Genomic DNA, 16,060 nt, shown 5'->3' with positions numbered 1-16,060 from the left:
TAAGATTAGAAGCGGTAGTGCGAGAAAGCTTTGTTAGCTTCAGCCATACGGTGCACGTCTTCACGCTTCTTAACAGCAGCACCTTTACCTTCAGCAGCGTCCAACAGCTCGCCGGCCAAACGCAGAGCCATAGACTTCTCGCCGCGCTTACGGGCGAAGTCTACCAACCAGCGCATTGCCAGAGCGTTACGACGGGACGGACGAACTTCAACCGGAACCTGGTAAGTAGCACCGCCTACACGGCGCGACTTCACTTCGACCAGCGGAGCGATGGCGTCGAGAGCTTTCTCGAAGATTTCCAGGGGGTCGCTGTTCTTGCGTTCTTTAACCTTTTCCAGCGCGCCATAAACGATACGCTCGGCAACGGCTTTCTTGCCGCTCTCCATTACGTGGTTCATGAACTTGGCCAGAATTTGGCTTCCGTATTTTGGATCGTCAAGCACTTCGCGCTTGGCTGCTACGCGTCTTCTTGGCATGGATAAGCCCTCAAACGGTCTTCAGGTTCGCTCGGAATCGGTGCCCTTTCGGGACGCCTCCGACCTTACTCTTATCGACTCAGAAAATAAGATGATTCAGTGTTACAAAAAGCCGCTACTACTTAGGCTTCTTGGTACCGTACTTCGAACGACCCTGGTTACGACCTTTAACGCCGGAAGTATCCAAGGAGCCGCGAACGGTGTGATAACGAACACCTGGCAAGTCTTTTACACGACCGCCGCGGATCAGTACCACGCTGTGCTCTTGCAGGTTGTGACCTTCACCACCGATGTACGAGGAAACCTCGAAACCGTTGGTCAGGCGCACACGGCATACTTTACGCAGTGCCGAGTTAGGTTTTTTCGGCGTAGTGGTATACACGCGAGTGCATACGCCACGACGTTGCGGGCAGTTCTGCAGCGCAGGCACGTCGGATTTCTCGACGATACGCTTACGCGGCTGACGTACCAGCTGGTTGATAGTTGCCATCTACTAGCTCCACTGTTGTCTTGCGACGCTATTGTCTTGCAAGAAAAGCAAAATGGCAGGAACGAATTCCCGCCAAATTTAGGGGTACAAGAGTCTAAAGAGGATCTTGCCCCCAGTCAAGGCAAGGCCCCGACATCCCCTCTCATCGAACCGGGACAAAACTGCCTCGATCCGACGAATGGGGGCTACCAGGGCCCGGACTTATTTATCGCAGAACTCAGTTACCGCTGGAGTTCAGCGCTTCGGTCAGTGCAGCTTCCACTTCACTGGCGCTTACGCGCAACGGCTTGTCAGCATCACGGCGGCGTTTACGCTCGCTGTGGTAAGCCAAACCGGTACCGGCTGGGATCAGACGACCCACAACCACGTTTTCTTTCAGGCCGCGCAGGTAATCGCGCTTGCCGGTTACCGCTGCTTCGGTCAGTACGCGAGTGGTCTCCTGGAAGGAGGCCGCCGAGATGAACGATTCAGTCGACAACGACGCCTTGGTGATACCCAGCAGCACGCGAGTGAACTTGGACACGAATTTGTCTTCGGTCGCCAAGCGCTCGTTTTCCACCAGCACGTGAGTCAGTTCCATCTGGTCGCCCTTGATGAAACTGGAATCGCCGGATTCAGCGATTTCAACTTTACGCAGCATCTGACGCAGGATGGTCTCGATGTGCTTATCGTTGATCTTCACGCCTTGCAGGCGGTAAACGTCCTGGATCTCGTTAACGATGTACTTGGCCAGCGCACTCACACCCAGCAGACGCAGGATGTCGTGTGGATCGCTCGGGCCGTCGGAGATAACTTCGCCGCGGTTTACCTGTTCGCCTTCGAACACGTTCAGGTGACGCCACTTCGGAATCAGCTCTTCATACGGATCGCTACCGTCGTTCGGCGTAATGACCAGACGGCGCTTGCCCTTGGTCTCTTTACCGAACGCGATGGTGCCGCTGACTTCAGCCAGAATCGACGCTTCTTTCGGACGACGAGCTTCGAACAAGTCGGCAACACGCGGCAGACCACCGGTGATGTCACGGGTTTTCGAAGTTTCTTGCGGGATACGCGCGATAACATCACCGATCGCGATCTTCGCACCATCCGCTACACCGACCAGGGCGTTGGCTGGCAGGAAGTACTGAGCGATTACGTCAGTGCCTGGCAGCAACAAGTCCTTGCCGTTGTCATCGACCATCTTCACGGCAGGACGGATGTCTTTACCGGCAGCTGGACGATCTTTCGCGTCGAGTACTTCAATGTTGGTCATACCGGTCAATTCGTCAGTCTGACGCTTGATCGTGATGCCTTCTTCCATGCCCACGTAGGTCACGGTACCTTTCATTTCGGTAACAATTGGGTGAGTGTGCGGATCCCACTTGGCCACGATTGCGCCAGCGTCGACCTTGTCACCTTCTTTAACCGAAATCACAGCACCGTACGGCAGTTTGTAACGCTCGCGCTCACGACCGTAGTCATCAGCGATTGCCAGCTCACCGGAACGGGACACGGCAACCAGGTGGCCATCCACTCGCTCAACGTGTTTCAGGTTATGCAGACGGACGGTACCGCCATTCTTCACCTGAACGCTGTCGGCTGCGGAGGTCCGGCTTGCCGCACCACCGATGTGGAACGTACGCATCGTCAGCTGGGTACCCGGCTCACCGATGGACTGGGCAGCGATAACGCCGACCGCTTCACCGATGTTCACCTGGTGACCACGAGCCAAGTCACGGCCGTAGCATTTGGCGCAGATGCCGTAGCGGGTTTCGCAGCTGATCGGCGAGCGAACGATCACTTCGTCGATGCTGTTGAGTTCGATGAACTCGACCCACTTCTCGTCTACCAGGGTGCCGGCAGGAACAATAACTTCCTCGGTACCTGGCTTGAATACGTCACGGGCAATCACACGACCCAATACGCGCTCACCCAGCGGTTCTACAACGTCACCGCCTTCAATGTGCGGCGTCATCAGCAGGCCATGCTCGGTGCCGCAATCAATCTCGGTTACAACAAGATCTTGTGCAACGTCTACCAGACGACGAGTCAGGTAACCGGAGTTAGCAGTTTTCAACGCGGTATCCGCAAGACCCTTACGAGCACCGTGAGTCGAGATGAAGTACTGAAGTACGCTCAAACCTTCACGGAAGTTCGCAGTAATCGGCGTTTCGATGATGGAACCGTCCGGCTTGGCCATCAGGCCACGCATACCGGCGAGCTGACGGATCTGCGCAGCAGAACCCCGTGCGCCCGAGTCGGCCATCATGTACATCGAGTTGAAGGACTCTTGGTCAACTTCGTCGCCATGACGGTCGATGACTTTCTCTTTCGAGAGGTTGGCCATCATCGCCTTGGAAACTTCATCGTTCGCTTTGGACCAAAGGTCGATTACCTTGTTGTACTTCTCACCCTGGGTTACCAGGCCGGAGGCGTACTGGCTTTCGATTTCTTTCACTTCTTCGGTGGCAGCACCGATGATGCGGGCTTTTTCATCCGGGATAACAAAGTCGTTAACGCCGATGGAAACGCCGGAAATGGTCGAGTAAGCAAAACCGGTATACATCAACTGGTCAGCGAAGATCACGGTCTCTTTCAAACCAACCACGCGGTAGCACTGGTTGATCAACTTGGAGATCGCCTTTTTCTTCATCGGCAGGTTGACGACGTCGTACGACAGACCTTTTGGCACAACTTGATACAACAGCGCACGGCCGACAGTGGTGTCGACGATACGAGTGTTGGTCACGCTGCCGCCGTCACGGTCGTTGACGGTTTCGTTGATCCGCACTTTGACCTTGGCGTGCAATGCGGCTTCGCCGGCACGGAACACACGGTCAACTTCTTGCAGGTCAGCGAACACACGACCTTCGCCCTTGGCGTTGATCGCTTCACGCGTCATGTAGTACAGACCCAATACAACGTCCTGCGACGGAACGATGATTGGCTCACCGTTGGCTGGCGACAGAATGTTGTTGGTCGACATCATCAATGCACGTGCTTCCAACTGGGCTTCCAGTGTCAGCGGTACGTGCACGGCCATTTGGTCGCCGTCGAAGTCGGCGTTGTACGCAGCACAGACCAACGGGTGCAGCTGGATAGCCTTACCTTCGATCAGTACCGGTTCAAACGCCTGGATACCCAGACGGTGAAGGGTCGGTGCACGGTTGAGGAGAACCGGGTGTTCGCGGATCACCTCAGCGAGAACGTCCCAAACCTCTGGCAGTTCGCGCTCGACCATTTTCTTGGCCGCTTTGATGGTGGTCGCAAGACCGCGCATTTCCAGCTTGCCGAAGATGAATGGCTTGAACAGCTCAAGTGCCATCTTCTTAGGCAGGCCGCACTGGTGCAGACGCAGGGTCGGGCCTACGGTAATTACCGAACGACCAGAGTAGTCAACACGCTTACCGAGCAAGTTCTGACGGAAACGACCTTGCTTACCCTTGATCATGTCAGCCAAGGATTTCAGAGGACGCTTGTTGGAACCGGTGATAGCGCGGCCACGGCGACCGTTGTCGAGCAAGGCATCGACAGCTTCTTGCAACATACGCTTTTCGTTGCGCACGATGATGTCCGGAGCGGACAGATCAAGCAGGCGCTTCAAGCGGTTGTTACGGTTGATCACGCGGCGGTACAGGTCGTTGAGGTCGGACGTCGCGAAACGACCACCGTCCAACGGTACCAGCGGACGCAGGTCTGGCGGCAGAACCGGCAGAACGGTCAGCACCATCCACTCTGGCAAGTTGCCGGAACCCTGGAAGGCTTCCATCAACTTCAGACGCTTGGACAGTTTCTTGATCTTGGTTTCGGAGTTGGTTTGCGGAATTTCTTCACGCAGGCGGCCAATCTCGTGTTCCAGGTCGATAGCGTGCAGCAGTTCGCGGACAGCTTCGGCACCCATGCGGGCATCGAAATCGTCACCGAATTCTTCCAGCGCTTCGAAGTACTGCTCGTCGTTCAGCAACTGACCTTTTTCAAGGGTGGTCATGCCTGGATCGATAACGACATAGCTCTCGAAGTAGAGAACGCGTTCGATATCACGCAGGGTCATGTCCATCAGCAAGCCGATACGGGACGGCAGCGATTTCAGGAACCAGATGTGAGCAACCGGCGAAGCCAGTTCGATGTGCGCCATACGCTCACGACGAACCTTGGCCAGTGCAACTTCAACGCCGCACTTCTCGCAGATCACACCACGATGCTTCAAGCGCTTGTACTTACCGCACAGGCACTCGTAATCCTTAACCGGGCCAAAGATCTTGGCGCAGAACAGGCCGTCACGCTCAGGTTTGAACGTACGGTAGTTGATGGTTTCCGGCTTTTTAACTTCACCGAACGACCACGAACGGATCATCTCAGGCGATGCCAACCCAATACGGATGGCGTCGAACTCTTCGACTTGACCCTGGTTTTTCAGCAAATTCAGTAGGTCTTTCAAGGCCTTTCCTCCTGGCGGAGCAGAGAGCGGGCTAAACAGCCCCGCTCTCGATTCGCGTCACGTGTTATTCGGTTTCCAGATCGATATCGATGCCGAGGGAACGAATTTCTTTGATCAACACGTTGAAGGACTCGGGCATGCCCGGCTCCATACGGTGATCGCCGTCCACGATGTTTTTGTACATCTTGGTCCGACCGTTCACATCGTCCGACTTCACTGTGAGCATTTCTTGCAGAGTGTAAGCAGCACCGTATGCTTCCAGTGCCCAGACCTCCATCTCCCCGAAACGTTGACCACCGAACTGAGCCTTACCACCCAGCGGCTGCTGGGTAACCAGGCTGTACGAACCGGTAGAACGAGCGTGCATCTTGTCGTCTACCAAGTGGTTCAGCTTCAGCATGTACATGTAGCCAACAGTAACCGGACGCTCGAACTTGTTGCCGGTACGGCCGTCGAACAGCTGCATCTGGCCGCTTTCTGGCAGGTCCGCCAGTTTCAGCATGGCCTTGATTTCGCTTTCCTTGGCACCGTCGAACACCGGGGTCGCCATTGGAACACCGCCGCGCAGGTTCTTCGCCAGATCCAGGATTTCCTGGTCAGAGAAGGTGTCCAGCTCTTCGTTGCGACCGCCGATCTCGTTGTAGATCTCGTGCAGGAACTTACGCAGGTCGGCGACCTTGCGCTGCTCTTCGATCATACGGTTGATCTTCTCGCCCAGACCTTTGGCCGCGAGGCCCAGGTGGGTTTCAAGGATCTGACCAACGTTCATACGCGAAGGTACGCCCAACGGGTTGAGGACGACGTCGACTGGGGTGCCATTGGCATCGTGCGGCATGTCTTCAACCGGCATGATCACGGAGACCACACCTTTGTTACCGTGACGACCGGCCATCTTGTCGCCCGGCTGGATGCGGCGACGGATTGCCAGGTAAACCTTGACGATTTTCAGCACGCCTGGAGCCAGGTCATCGCCCTGCTGCAGTTTGCGCTTCTTGTCTTCGAACTTGTCGTCCAGCAGACGGCGGCGATCAACGATGTAGGCCTGGGCCTTCTCGAGCTGCTCGTTCAGAGCGTCTTCAGCCATGCGCAGTTTGAACCACTGGCCGTGCTCAAGACCGTCGAGGATTTCGTCGGTGATGTCCTGACCTTTCTTCAGACCTGCGCCGCCTTCAGCCTTATGGCCTACCAGGGCGGAACGCAGACGTTCGAAAGTCGCGCCTTCAACGATACGGAACTCTTCGTTCAGATCCTTGCGGATCTCGTCGAGCTGGGTCTTCTCGATGGACAGTGCACGAGCATCACGCTCGACGCCGTCACGGGTGAAGACCTGTACGTCGATGACAGTACCTTTGGTACCGGTAGGTACACGCAGGGAGGTGTCTTTAACGTCGCTGGCTTTTTCACCGAAGATGGCACGCAACAGTTTCTCTTCCGGAGTCAGCTGGGTCTCGCCTTTCGGAGTGACCTTACCGACCAGGATGTCACCTGCGCCTACTTCAGCCCCTACGTAGACGATACCGGCTTCGTCCAGCTTGTTCAGTGCAGCTTCACCCACGTTCGGGATGTCTGCAGTGATTTCCTCTGGGCCAAGCTTGGTGTCACGGGCCACACAGGTCAGTTCCTGAATGTGGATCGTGGTGAAACGGTCTTCTTGAACAACACGCTCGGACAGGCAGATGGAGTCTTCGAAGTTGAAGCCGTTCCATGCCATGAACGCGATGCGCATGTTCTGACCGAGCGCCAGTTCACCCATGTCGGTGGACGGGCCGTCGGCCATGATGTCGCTACGCTGAACGCGATCACCCTTGCTCACCAGCGGACGCTGGTTGATGCAGGTGTTCTGGTTCGAGCGGGTGTATTTGGTCAGGTTGTAGATGTCGACACCGGCTTCGCCAGTTTCAACTTCGTCATCGGCAACACGAACCACGATACGGCTGGCATCAACGGAGTCGATTACGCCGCCACGGCGAGCCACGACGCAAACGCCGGAGTCACGGGCTACGTTACGCTCCATGCCGGTACCTACCAGCGGCTTGTCAGCGCGCAGGGTCGGTACAGCTTGACGCTGCATGTTGGAACCCATCAACGCACGGTTGGCGTCATCGTGCTCCAGGAACGGGATCAGCGACGCTGCTACCGAAACTACCTGCTTCGGCGAAACGTCCATCAAGGTGACGTCTTCCGGCGCCTTGACGGTGAACTCGTTCAAGTGACGAACAGCTACCAGCTCGTCGATCAGGACTTTCTTGTCGTTCATCGTGGCCGAAGCCTGAGCGATCACGTGATCAGCTTCTTCGATGGCGGACAGGAACACGATCTCGTCGGTGACCAGGGCGTCTTTCACCACGCGGTACGGGCTCTCGAGGAAGCCGTATTGGTTGGTGCGCGCATAAGCGGCCAGGGAGTTGATCAGACCGATGTTCGGACCTTCCGGCGTTTCGATCGGGCAAACACGACCGTAGTGCGTCGGGTGTACGTCACGCACTTCAAAGCCGGCACGCTCACGGGTCAGACCGCCCGGGCCCAGTGCGGAGACACGGCGCTTGTGGGTGATCTCGGAGAGCGGGTTGTTCTGGTCCATGAACTGGGACAGCTGGCTGGAACCGAAGAACTCTTTCACCGCCGCAGCTACTGGCTTGGCGTTGATCAGGTCTTGCGGCATCAGGCCTTCGCTTTCCGCCATCGACAGACGCTCTTTGACCGCACGTTCAACACGTACCAGGCCAACGCGGAACTGGTTCTCGGCCATTTCGCCTACACAGCGAACACGACGGTTACCCAGGTGGTCGATGTCATCGACGATGCCTTTGCCATTACGGATGTCGACCAGGGTCTTCAGTACCGCGACGATGTCTTCCTTGCACAGCACACCCGAACCTTCGATCTCGGTACGACCGATACGACGGTTGAACTTCATCCGGCCGACCGCAGACAGGTCATAGCGCTCAGGGCTGAAGAACAGGTTGTTGAACAGGGTCTCGGCAGCGTCTTTGGTTGGTGGCTCACCAGGACGCATCATGCGATAGATCTCGACCAGCGCTTCCAATTGGTTGCTGGTGGAGTCGATCTTCAGTGTGTCGGAGATGAACGGACCGCAGTCGATGTCGTTGGTGTACAGGGTCTCGATGCGAACGACCTGAGCCTTGGCGATTTTGGCCAGGATCTCGGTGTTCAGCTCGGTGTTGCACTCAGCCAGGATTTCGCCTGTAGCCGGGTGAACGATGACCTTGGCGGTAGTACGACCCAGGACGTAGTCCAGAGGCACTTCCAGCTCTTTGATACCGGCTTTTTCGATCTGGTTGATGTGGCGCGCAGTGATACGACGGCCAGCTTCAACAATGACCTTGCCTTTTTCATCCTGGATGTCCAGGACGGCAATTTCACCACGCAGACGCGAAGCGATCAGCTCCAGCTTGAGGGTTTCATCCTTCAGGCTGAACACGTTGGTGGTATAGAAAGCGTCCAGCACTTGCTCAGTGGTGTAGCCGAGCGCGCGCAGCAGTACCGAGGCCGGCAGCTTGCGACGACGGTCGATACGCACGAACACGCAGTCTTTCGGGTCGAACTCGAAGTCCAACCACGAACCACGGTACGGAATGATCCGCGCGGAGTACAGGAGCTTGCCGGAGCTGTGCGTCTTGCCGCGGTCGTGGTCGAAGAACACGCCCGGGGAACGGTGCAGCTGGGAAACGATCACACGCTCGGTACCATTGATAACGAAGGTACCGTTCTCGGTCATCAATGGGATTTCGCCCATGTAGACTTCTTGCTCTTTGATGTCCTTGATCGCTTTGTTCGACGATTCTTTGTCGAAAATGATCAGGCGCACTTTTACCCGCAAAGGTACGGCGTAAGTAACACCGCGCAACACGCATTCTTTGACATCAAATGCCGGTTCGCCCAGGCGATAACCGACGTACTCCAGCGCAGCATTGCCGGAGTAGCTGATGATCGGGAAAACGGATTTGAAGGCCGCATGCAGGCCCACGTCGCGGAACTGATCTTTGGTCGCTCCCGCCTGCAAGAATTCACGATACGAATCCAGCTGGATAGCCAGAAGGTACGGGACATCCATGACGTCCGGCAACTTGCTAAAGTCCTTGCGGATACGTTTTTTCTCAGTATATGAGTAAGCCATCAGCGTTCCCCAGCTTGGTCACCTGCTTGTTTGGCCCCTCCGACGGGAGCAGCCAGAAAATCTTGCAAACCCCATGGTTTGCACCACCGCATCGGGTGGTTACAGCGCGTTAGTGGCGGCGACCGAGTCGACAGCCAAGAACGGAAAAAGGCCGGTGGCAAGAGCCACCAGCCATCAGCCTTCAGCTTAACGCTTGGGCTGGAGACGCAAGGTCGATGCTTACTTCAGCTCGACTTTAGCGCCTGCTTCTTCCAGCACTGCTTTAGCTTTGTCAGCGGCGTCTTTCGACACTGCTTCCAGAACCTGGGCAGGAGCGCCGTCAACTACAGCCTTGGCTTCTTTCAGGCCCAGACCGGTCAGTTCACGTACTGCCTTGATCACGTTTACTTTCTTCTCGCCAGCTTCTACCAGCATGACGTTGAATTCGGTTTGCTCTTCAGCAGCAACAGCAGCAACAGCTGGGCCAGCGGAAGCAGCGGCAGCGGAAACGCCGAATTTTTCTTCGAAAGCTTTGATCAGCTCAACAACCTGCAGAACCGACATTTCAGCTACGGCGTTGAGGATATCGTCTTGGGAGATAGACATTGCTGTATTTCCTGAATTGGGGGACGGCCTACTCGGCCATCGAAATAAACAAAAATACGCGAGAGAAGTCGCTCAGCCTTAGGCTGCGGCAGCTTCTTTTTGCTCGCGAACTGCGGCCAGAGTACGAGCCAGCTTGCTGGTAGCGCCTTGAATCACGCTCATCAGCTGCGAAATGGCTTCGTCGCGGGTCGGCAGTGTTGCCAGTACGTCGATTTGGTTAGCTGCGAGGAACTTGCCCTCGAACGCAGCTGCCTTGATCTCGAACTTATCCTGACTCTTGGCGAATTCCTTGAACAAACGGGCAGCAGCGCCTGGATGTTCCTTGGAGAACGCGATCAGAGTCGGGCCGGTGAACACGTCGTTGAGGACACTGTATTCAGTGTCAGCAACAGCGCGCTTGAGCAGGGTGTTACGTACAACACGTACGTATACGCCAGCTTCACGAGCCTCTTTACGGAGTCCGGTCATAGCGCCTACTGTCACACCACGGGCATCAGCCACGACAGCGGACAGAGCAGCTTTGGCAGCCTCGTTGACTTCAGCGACGATGGCCTTCTTGTCTTCGAGATTAATTGCCACGGGTTTAACTCCTGCTTGTTACCGTTTCATCTGGCCGGAGCCGGATGTCGTTTTGGTGTCTGATTCGGTAAGGAACCGGGAGCACCATCTGCGTAGGCTTGTGGTTTAAGACTTGCGTCGCCTACGGTCTTGGATAGCCCCCGCCAGGCAGGGACCCCAATTTTTTTCAATTGGCGCGATCGCTCGCACCAATCTGTGTCTTATACGTCCAGTGAGCCTTGGTCGATGACCAGACCTGGGCCCATAGTAGTGCTCAGGGTAACGCGCTTGACGTAGATACCTTTCGAAGAAGCTGGCTTGATACGCTTCAGATCAGCGATCAGGGCTTCAACGTTTTCCTTCAGCTTGACGGCATCGAAGCCGACTTTGCCAACGGAGGTGTGAATGATGCCGTTTTTGTCGGTGCGATAACGAACCTGACCAGCCTTGGCGTTTTTAACCGCGGTAGCTACGTCTGGAGTTACGGTGCCGACTTTAGGGTTAGGCATCAGGCCACGTGGACCCAGGATCTGACCCAACTGACCTACAACGCGCATTGCATCCGGGGATGCAATAACTACGTCGTAATTCAGGTCGCCGCCTTTCATTTCGGCAGCCAGGTCGTCCATGCCAACGCGGTCAGCGCCAGCGGCCAGAGCAGCTTCAGCTGCTGGGCCTTGGGTGAAGACAGCTACACGTACAGTCTTGCCAGTACCGTGTGGCAGCACAGTAGCGCTACGAACGACCTGGTCGGATTTACGTGGGTCAACACCCAGGTTTACAGCAACGTCAACAGACTCGCTGAACTTGACAGTCGACAGCTCGGTCAGCAGGGCAGCGGCGTCTACAAAGTTGTAGGCCTTGCCTGCTTCGATTTTGCCGGCGATAGCCTTTTGGCGCTTGGTCAGCTTAGCCATTACACACCCTCCACGTTAAGGCCCATGCTACGAGCAGAACCGGCGATGGTACGCACGGCTGCATCCATATCAGCTGCAGTCAGATCCGCGTTTTTGGTTTTCGCGATTTCTTCCAGCTGAGCACGAGTTACGGTGCCAACCTTAACGGTGTTAGGACGAGCGGAACCGCTAGTCAGACCAGCAGCTTTCTTCAACAGAACCGAAGCCGGAGTCGACTTGGTTTCGAAAGTGAAGCTACGGTCGCTGTATACAGTGATGATCACTGGAGTCGGCAGACCTGGCTCAAGACCCTGAGTACGGGCGTTGAAGGCCTTGCAGAATTCCATGATGTTCACGCCGTGCTGACCCAGAGCTGGACCGACGGGTGGGCTAGGGTTGGCCTGAGCGGCCTTCACTTGCAGCTTGATGTAAGCGGTAATCTTCTTGGCCATGAGGCACTCCAATTACGGGTTCAAACGCCTCGAAAGGCTCCCCGGTTACTTGCGCGTTTATCCCAGTGACGACAAAACCCCACAGCCTAAGGCTGCGGGGTTGGGATGCTTGGTCAGCTAGACCTTCTCGACCTGGCTGAACTCCAGCTCTACCGGAGTAGAGCGACCGAAAATGAGCACTGCCACTTGGATCCGGCTCTTTTCGTAGTTAACTTCTTCGACAGTACCGTTGAAATCAGCAAACGGACCATCTGTGACACGAACAACCTCACCCGGCTCGAAAAGCGTCTTCGGCTTAGGCTTGTCGCTACCATCAGCAACGCGGCGCAGAATCGCTTCTGCCTCTTTGTCGGTGATAGGAGCAGGCTTATCAGCGGTACCGCCAATGAAACCCATGACACGAGGGGTATCCTTGACCAAGTGCCAAGTACCTTCATTCATGTCCATCTGAACCAGCACATAGCCAGGGAAGAACTTGCGTTCGCTTTTGCGCTTCTGACCATTCCGCATTTCAACCACTTCTTCAGTGGGAACCAGAATTTCGCCGAAGCCATCTTCCATGCCTGCCAGCTTTACGCGCTCCAGCAAAGAGCGCATAACATGCTTCTCGTAACCCGAGTAAGCATGAACAACGTACCAACGCTTAGCCACGGGACACCCTTAGCCAACAATCAAGGAAACAAGCCAGCCGAGCAGGGAATCAAGCCCCCACAACAGCAACGCCATAACCAGAACAACAGCCACAACGATCAACGTGGTCTGCGTGGTTTCTTGGCGAGTCGGCCAAACGACTTTACGAATTTCGGTGCGAGCTTCCTTTACCAGGATCGCGAAAGATTTGCCTTTGGCGGTTTGCAGGCCCACAAAGGCAGCCACAGCAGCAAGGGCAAGTAATGCGAGCACGCGGTACAGGATCGGCGAAGCAGAGTAGTACTGATTGCCAACAACGCCTACGACCACCAAGGCGACTACAGCAAGCCACTTGACCAGATCGAAACGAGAGCTTTGAGCTTCAGCCTTAGGAGTCATCTATGAAGATCCTGTGAAAAGAAAGCCAGACACACCACGTGAATCTGGCAGGTCAGGAGGGAATCGAACCCCCAACCTACGGTTTTGGAGACCGTCGCTCTGCCAATTGAGCTACTGACCTAAAACAAAATCAGGCCGACCATTATGCAGGCCTGAAAAAGACTTTACAACAACCAACCCCACTAGACCTGAAATCACCTGACAATAACGCCAGACTCAACACCTTCAAGCCGAGGCAGCTGTTAAAACAAAGGCAGATATTTTCATATCTGCCTTGTTATATGGAGCTCTTGAGCGGATTTGAACCGCTGACCTCACCCTTACCAAGGGTGTGCTCTACCAACTGAGCTACAAGAGCAAAACACCTGCACAACCTGCAAACTTGGAGCGGGTAGCGGGAATCGAACCCGCATCATCAGCTTGGAAGGCTGAGGTTCTACCACTAAACTATACCCGCGGAGCCTGCAGCTCACGCTAAAAATGGTGGAGGGGGAAGGATTCGAACCTTCGAAGTCGTAGACGTCAGATTTACAGTCTGATCCCTTTGGCCGCTCGGGAACCCCTCCTAAGCGAGCCGGCATTTTACATTACGCCGACCTTCTGTCAAGCATTTTCTCATTTAAAAATATGAGGTTAGCTGCATTGACCTTCGCTTCACACTGCTGACCTATAAGGTCTTCACTGCGAAGCGGGCGCCATTCTATGCAAACTATTCGAGAGTTGCAACGCCTTCGCACAACATTATTTTATGTTTTAACTCATTGAATTCCTTAGCAAGGTTTTCAAAGGGCAGATCGTCAGCCAGGCGTCGGCTTTCAGGGGCTACTCGAAGCCAATAGCCGGAGGCGTCCGTAGTATTGAGCAATAGAAGCTTGACCTTTATATCCAGACTTGTGAGCCGCTGCTCAACAGACTGTGCTTGACGCTGATCCGCAAAACCACCGATGTACAAGCAAGTATTTTGCGCTTCAGATGCTTTTACGCGGTCTCTGCGCACCACGGCATCAGAAGATTCGCTGAGAAGCCGAATCTCCTGCTGCGCTCCCCTGTACAGGCTTAGAGGCGTGACATCCTTGGCGCGCAGCGGCGCTTCTTGCTGATGCCAAATGTAATAGAAGGCGTTGAGGACAAGCAAAAGCAAAAACAACCAACGCATAACCACCTCAGGACAAAGGACAAGCCATCGCCAAACCGACAAACACCAGATCGGGCACGAGCCGCGCCTGCGGCACTGCATCAGCCACTAAATCAGCATCCCCCCCAGTCAGGAACACGATGAAGTCATCACCCCAGTAGCTTCGCGCCAACTCTAACTGAGTGAGTACAAACCCTCTCAGCATCAGTGTGCATCCGCGCTCCACTGCCTCGACGGTCGTACGGCCAGGGGAGAGGCGCTCAAGCGCCCTTTCAGCAGCTGCGTCGTCGTAGCGTATTTTACGCGTGTGAGTTCGCAGTTGATTGCGCATGAGAGGCATACCCGGGCAAATGAACCCGCCCAAGTGCTCGCCATCGGCCGCAATGAAATCCGCTGTGGCTGCCGTACCAAAATCAAGCACCAGGCAAGCGCCTCGCGCGAGCTTGAATCCACCTAGCATCGCCAACCAGCGGTCAAGGCCGAGCCGCTCGAAATCTTCGTAACCGTTGCGCACTCCGCCCATTTCACGCGCGGGAGCAGCGCACGAAACAGCAATACCGAATGCCTCATGCAGAGCCGCGACCAGCTTGCTGGTTTCTTCCAGCGCACGAACGCTCACCAAGCGACAGCGCGTCAGCAACAATCCAGGAAGGGCTAACAGGCTTTCAATCAATGCCAGGTCCGAACCAACCACCCCCTCCGACGAGGCACCGGGACTATCAGCTAGTACACGCCATTTGATAAAGCTATTCCCACAGTCGAGCTCAAGAATCATCACGCAACCTCAGGCTTAACTCACCACCACTGTATACTTTCTCAACGCCATCAACACTCAAGCGCAATGCCCCTTGACGATCTACACCCAACACAACCCCATCGACCTGGTGGACACCCGCGATAAGGGAGACCGGCCGCCCCTGCCAAGCGTGATTTTGCTCCCACTCTCCCTGAAGCGCGACAAAACCGCCTTCCCGATGCCGCTCAAGGTAGCCTTGCAGCTGCCGCCCCAGTTGCGACACCAGAAGGTTGCGATCCACCCGAACCCCCGTCTCAAGCTGCACTGAGGTCCATTGTTGATCGACCTCGTCAGCCCTCTGCATATTCACGTTGATACCTATTCCCAGGACCACGTGGCAGATATCCGCGGGATCACCTACCAATTCCAGCAAAATTCCAGCAATTTTCTTCTGCCCTACCAAAACATCGTTCGGCCACTTCAAGGCCAGGCCCTGAACACCAGACTCGCGCAAGGCCTGCACGACCGCCAAACCCACAACCAGGCTTAGTCCCTCCAGTTGGCGCAGCCCCGCCTCAATACGCAATACGAGGCTGTAATAAACGTTTTGCGCGAACGGGCTGACCCACTTTCGCCCTCTCCTACCTCTTCCCGCAGTTTGCTGCTCCGCGAGCACCAGGAACGGCGCCGCGCATCCAGCGTCTACCAGCCGCAAAGCTTCAGCATTAGTGGAGTCAATGGAGTCGGAGATATGAACGGGCCATCTTAGCGATGGCGCACTCCGCGAAATCTCTTCAGCACTCAAGAACACCAATGGGGATGCCAGCTGATACCCCTTGCCTCGCACCTTATGAATTGGCAGATTCAACTCTGCTTCCAGGTGCTGCAGCTGCTTCCATACAGCACTGCGACTGACGCCAAGGGCGGCACCCAGTGCTTCTCCGGAATGGAATCGGCCATCTTTCAGAAGTTTCAACAACGTCAGCATGCAAGCATCGCCTTACAATGAGGCACGCATGATAGCCATGCGCAGGGTCATTGCATAGAAAGGCCGGACTTTAGCGCTGGAGGCCATACCCAGCGCACTTTCCGACCGCCCAAAACAAAACCCCTGACTGCGTTAGCAATCAGGGGTTCTGGAATTTAAT

Annotated in this window: 13 protein-coding genes and 4 tRNA genes; all 17 read right to left on the bottom strand. The window is 55.5% G+C overall.

Annotation, left to right across the window (positions count from 1 at the left end):
* Positions 1 to 5: 5 nt before the first annotated feature.
* A complete protein-coding gene (rpsG, locus tag BFN10_RS11790; RefSeq protein ID WP_002555493.1) occupies positions 6 to 476 on the bottom strand; it encodes a 30S ribosomal protein S7 in 471 nt (156 codons plus the stop codon).
* A gap of 118 nt (positions 477 to 594) precedes the next feature.
* A complete protein-coding gene (rpsL, locus tag BFN10_RS11785) occupies positions 595 to 966 on the bottom strand; it encodes a 30S ribosomal protein S12 (RefSeq protein ID WP_002555494.1) in 372 nt (123 codons plus the stop codon).
* A gap of 217 nt (positions 967 to 1,183) precedes the next feature.
* Positions 1,184 to 5,383, bottom strand: coding sequence for a DNA-directed RNA polymerase subunit beta' (rpoC, locus tag BFN10_RS11780; RefSeq protein ID WP_071489832.1), 4,200 nt, complete (start codon positions 5,381 to 5,383; stop codon positions 1,184 to 1,186).
* 64 nt (positions 5,384 to 5,447) lie between these two features.
* Entirely contained in the window at positions 5,448 to 9,521 is a 4,074-nt protein-coding gene (gene rpoB / locus BFN10_RS11775; protein WP_019819139.1) for a DNA-directed RNA polymerase subunit beta, read from the bottom strand.
* Between the two features lie 219 nt (positions 9,522 to 9,740).
* Positions 9,741 to 10,106 (bottom strand): 50S ribosomal protein L7/L12, encoded by a 366-nt coding sequence (gene rplL / locus BFN10_RS11770; RefSeq protein ID WP_071489831.1) that lies wholly within the window; start codon positions 10,104 to 10,106, stop codon positions 9,741 to 9,743.
* Positions 10,107 to 10,184: 78 nt separating this feature from the next.
* Positions 10,185 to 10,685, bottom strand: coding sequence for a 50S ribosomal protein L10 (rplJ, locus tag BFN10_RS11765; protein WP_016969477.1), 501 nt, complete (start codon positions 10,683 to 10,685; stop codon positions 10,185 to 10,187).
* Positions 10,686 to 10,885: 200 nt separating this feature from the next.
* Complete coding sequence (rplA, locus tag BFN10_RS11760; protein ID WP_003232403.1) at positions 10,886 to 11,581, bottom strand: 50S ribosomal protein L1; 696 nt, start codon at positions 11,579 to 11,581, stop codon at positions 10,886 to 10,888.
* A complete protein-coding gene (rplK, locus tag BFN10_RS11755; RefSeq protein WP_003176435.1) occupies positions 11,581 to 12,012 on the bottom strand; it encodes a 50S ribosomal protein L11 in 432 nt (143 codons plus the stop codon). The genes rplA and rplK overlap by 1 nt, the downstream gene beginning before the upstream one ends.
* A 117-nt stretch (positions 12,013 to 12,129) precedes the next feature.
* Positions 12,130 to 12,663, bottom strand: coding sequence for a transcription termination/antitermination protein NusG (gene nusG, locus BFN10_RS11750; RefSeq protein WP_003176436.1), 534 nt, complete (start codon positions 12,661 to 12,663; stop codon positions 12,130 to 12,132).
* Positions 12,664 to 12,672: 9 nt separating this feature from the next.
* Complete coding sequence (gene secE, locus BFN10_RS11745) at positions 12,673 to 13,041, bottom strand: preprotein translocase subunit SecE (RefSeq protein ID WP_071489830.1); 369 nt, start codon at positions 13,039 to 13,041, stop codon at positions 12,673 to 12,675.
* A 45-nt stretch (positions 13,042 to 13,086) separates the two neighbouring features.
* A tRNA-Trp gene (locus tag BFN10_RS11740) sits at positions 13,087 to 13,162 on the bottom strand.
* Between the two features lie 161 nt (positions 13,163 to 13,323).
* Positions 13,324 to 13,399, bottom strand: a tRNA-Thr gene (locus BFN10_RS11735).
* 25 nt (positions 13,400 to 13,424) lie between these two features.
* Positions 13,425 to 13,498, bottom strand: a tRNA-Gly gene (locus BFN10_RS11730).
* 24 nt (positions 13,499 to 13,522) lie between these two features.
* Positions 13,523 to 13,607, bottom strand: a tRNA-Tyr gene (locus BFN10_RS11725).
* A gap of 143 nt (positions 13,608 to 13,750) precedes the next feature.
* Complete coding sequence (locus BFN10_RS11720; protein ID WP_071489829.1) at positions 13,751 to 14,197, bottom strand: hypothetical protein; 447 nt, start codon at positions 14,195 to 14,197, stop codon at positions 13,751 to 13,753.
* A gap of 7 nt (positions 14,198 to 14,204) precedes the next feature.
* Positions 14,205 to 14,951 (bottom strand): pantothenate kinase, encoded by a 747-nt coding sequence (locus BFN10_RS11715; RefSeq protein ID WP_071489828.1) that lies wholly within the window; start codon positions 14,949 to 14,951, stop codon positions 14,205 to 14,207.
* On the bottom strand, positions 14,941 to 15,900 hold the full coding sequence (gene birA / locus BFN10_RS11710; protein ID WP_071489827.1) for a bifunctional biotin--[acetyl-CoA-carboxylase] ligase/biotin operon repressor BirA: 960 nt from the start codon (positions 15,898 to 15,900) through the stop codon (positions 14,941 to 14,943). The genes BFN10_RS11715 and birA overlap by 11 nt, the downstream gene beginning before the upstream one ends.
* Positions 15,901 to 16,060: the final 160 nt, after the last annotated feature.

The sequence above is a fragment of the Pseudomonas extremorientalis genome (assembly GCF_001870465.1).
Lineage (GTDB): Bacteria > Pseudomonadota > Gammaproteobacteria > Pseudomonadales > Pseudomonadaceae > Aquipseudomonas > Aquipseudomonas extremorientalis.
The sequence above is the reverse complement of the archived record's forward strand: the minus strand, read 5'-3'. Positions and strand labels throughout refer to the sequence as shown.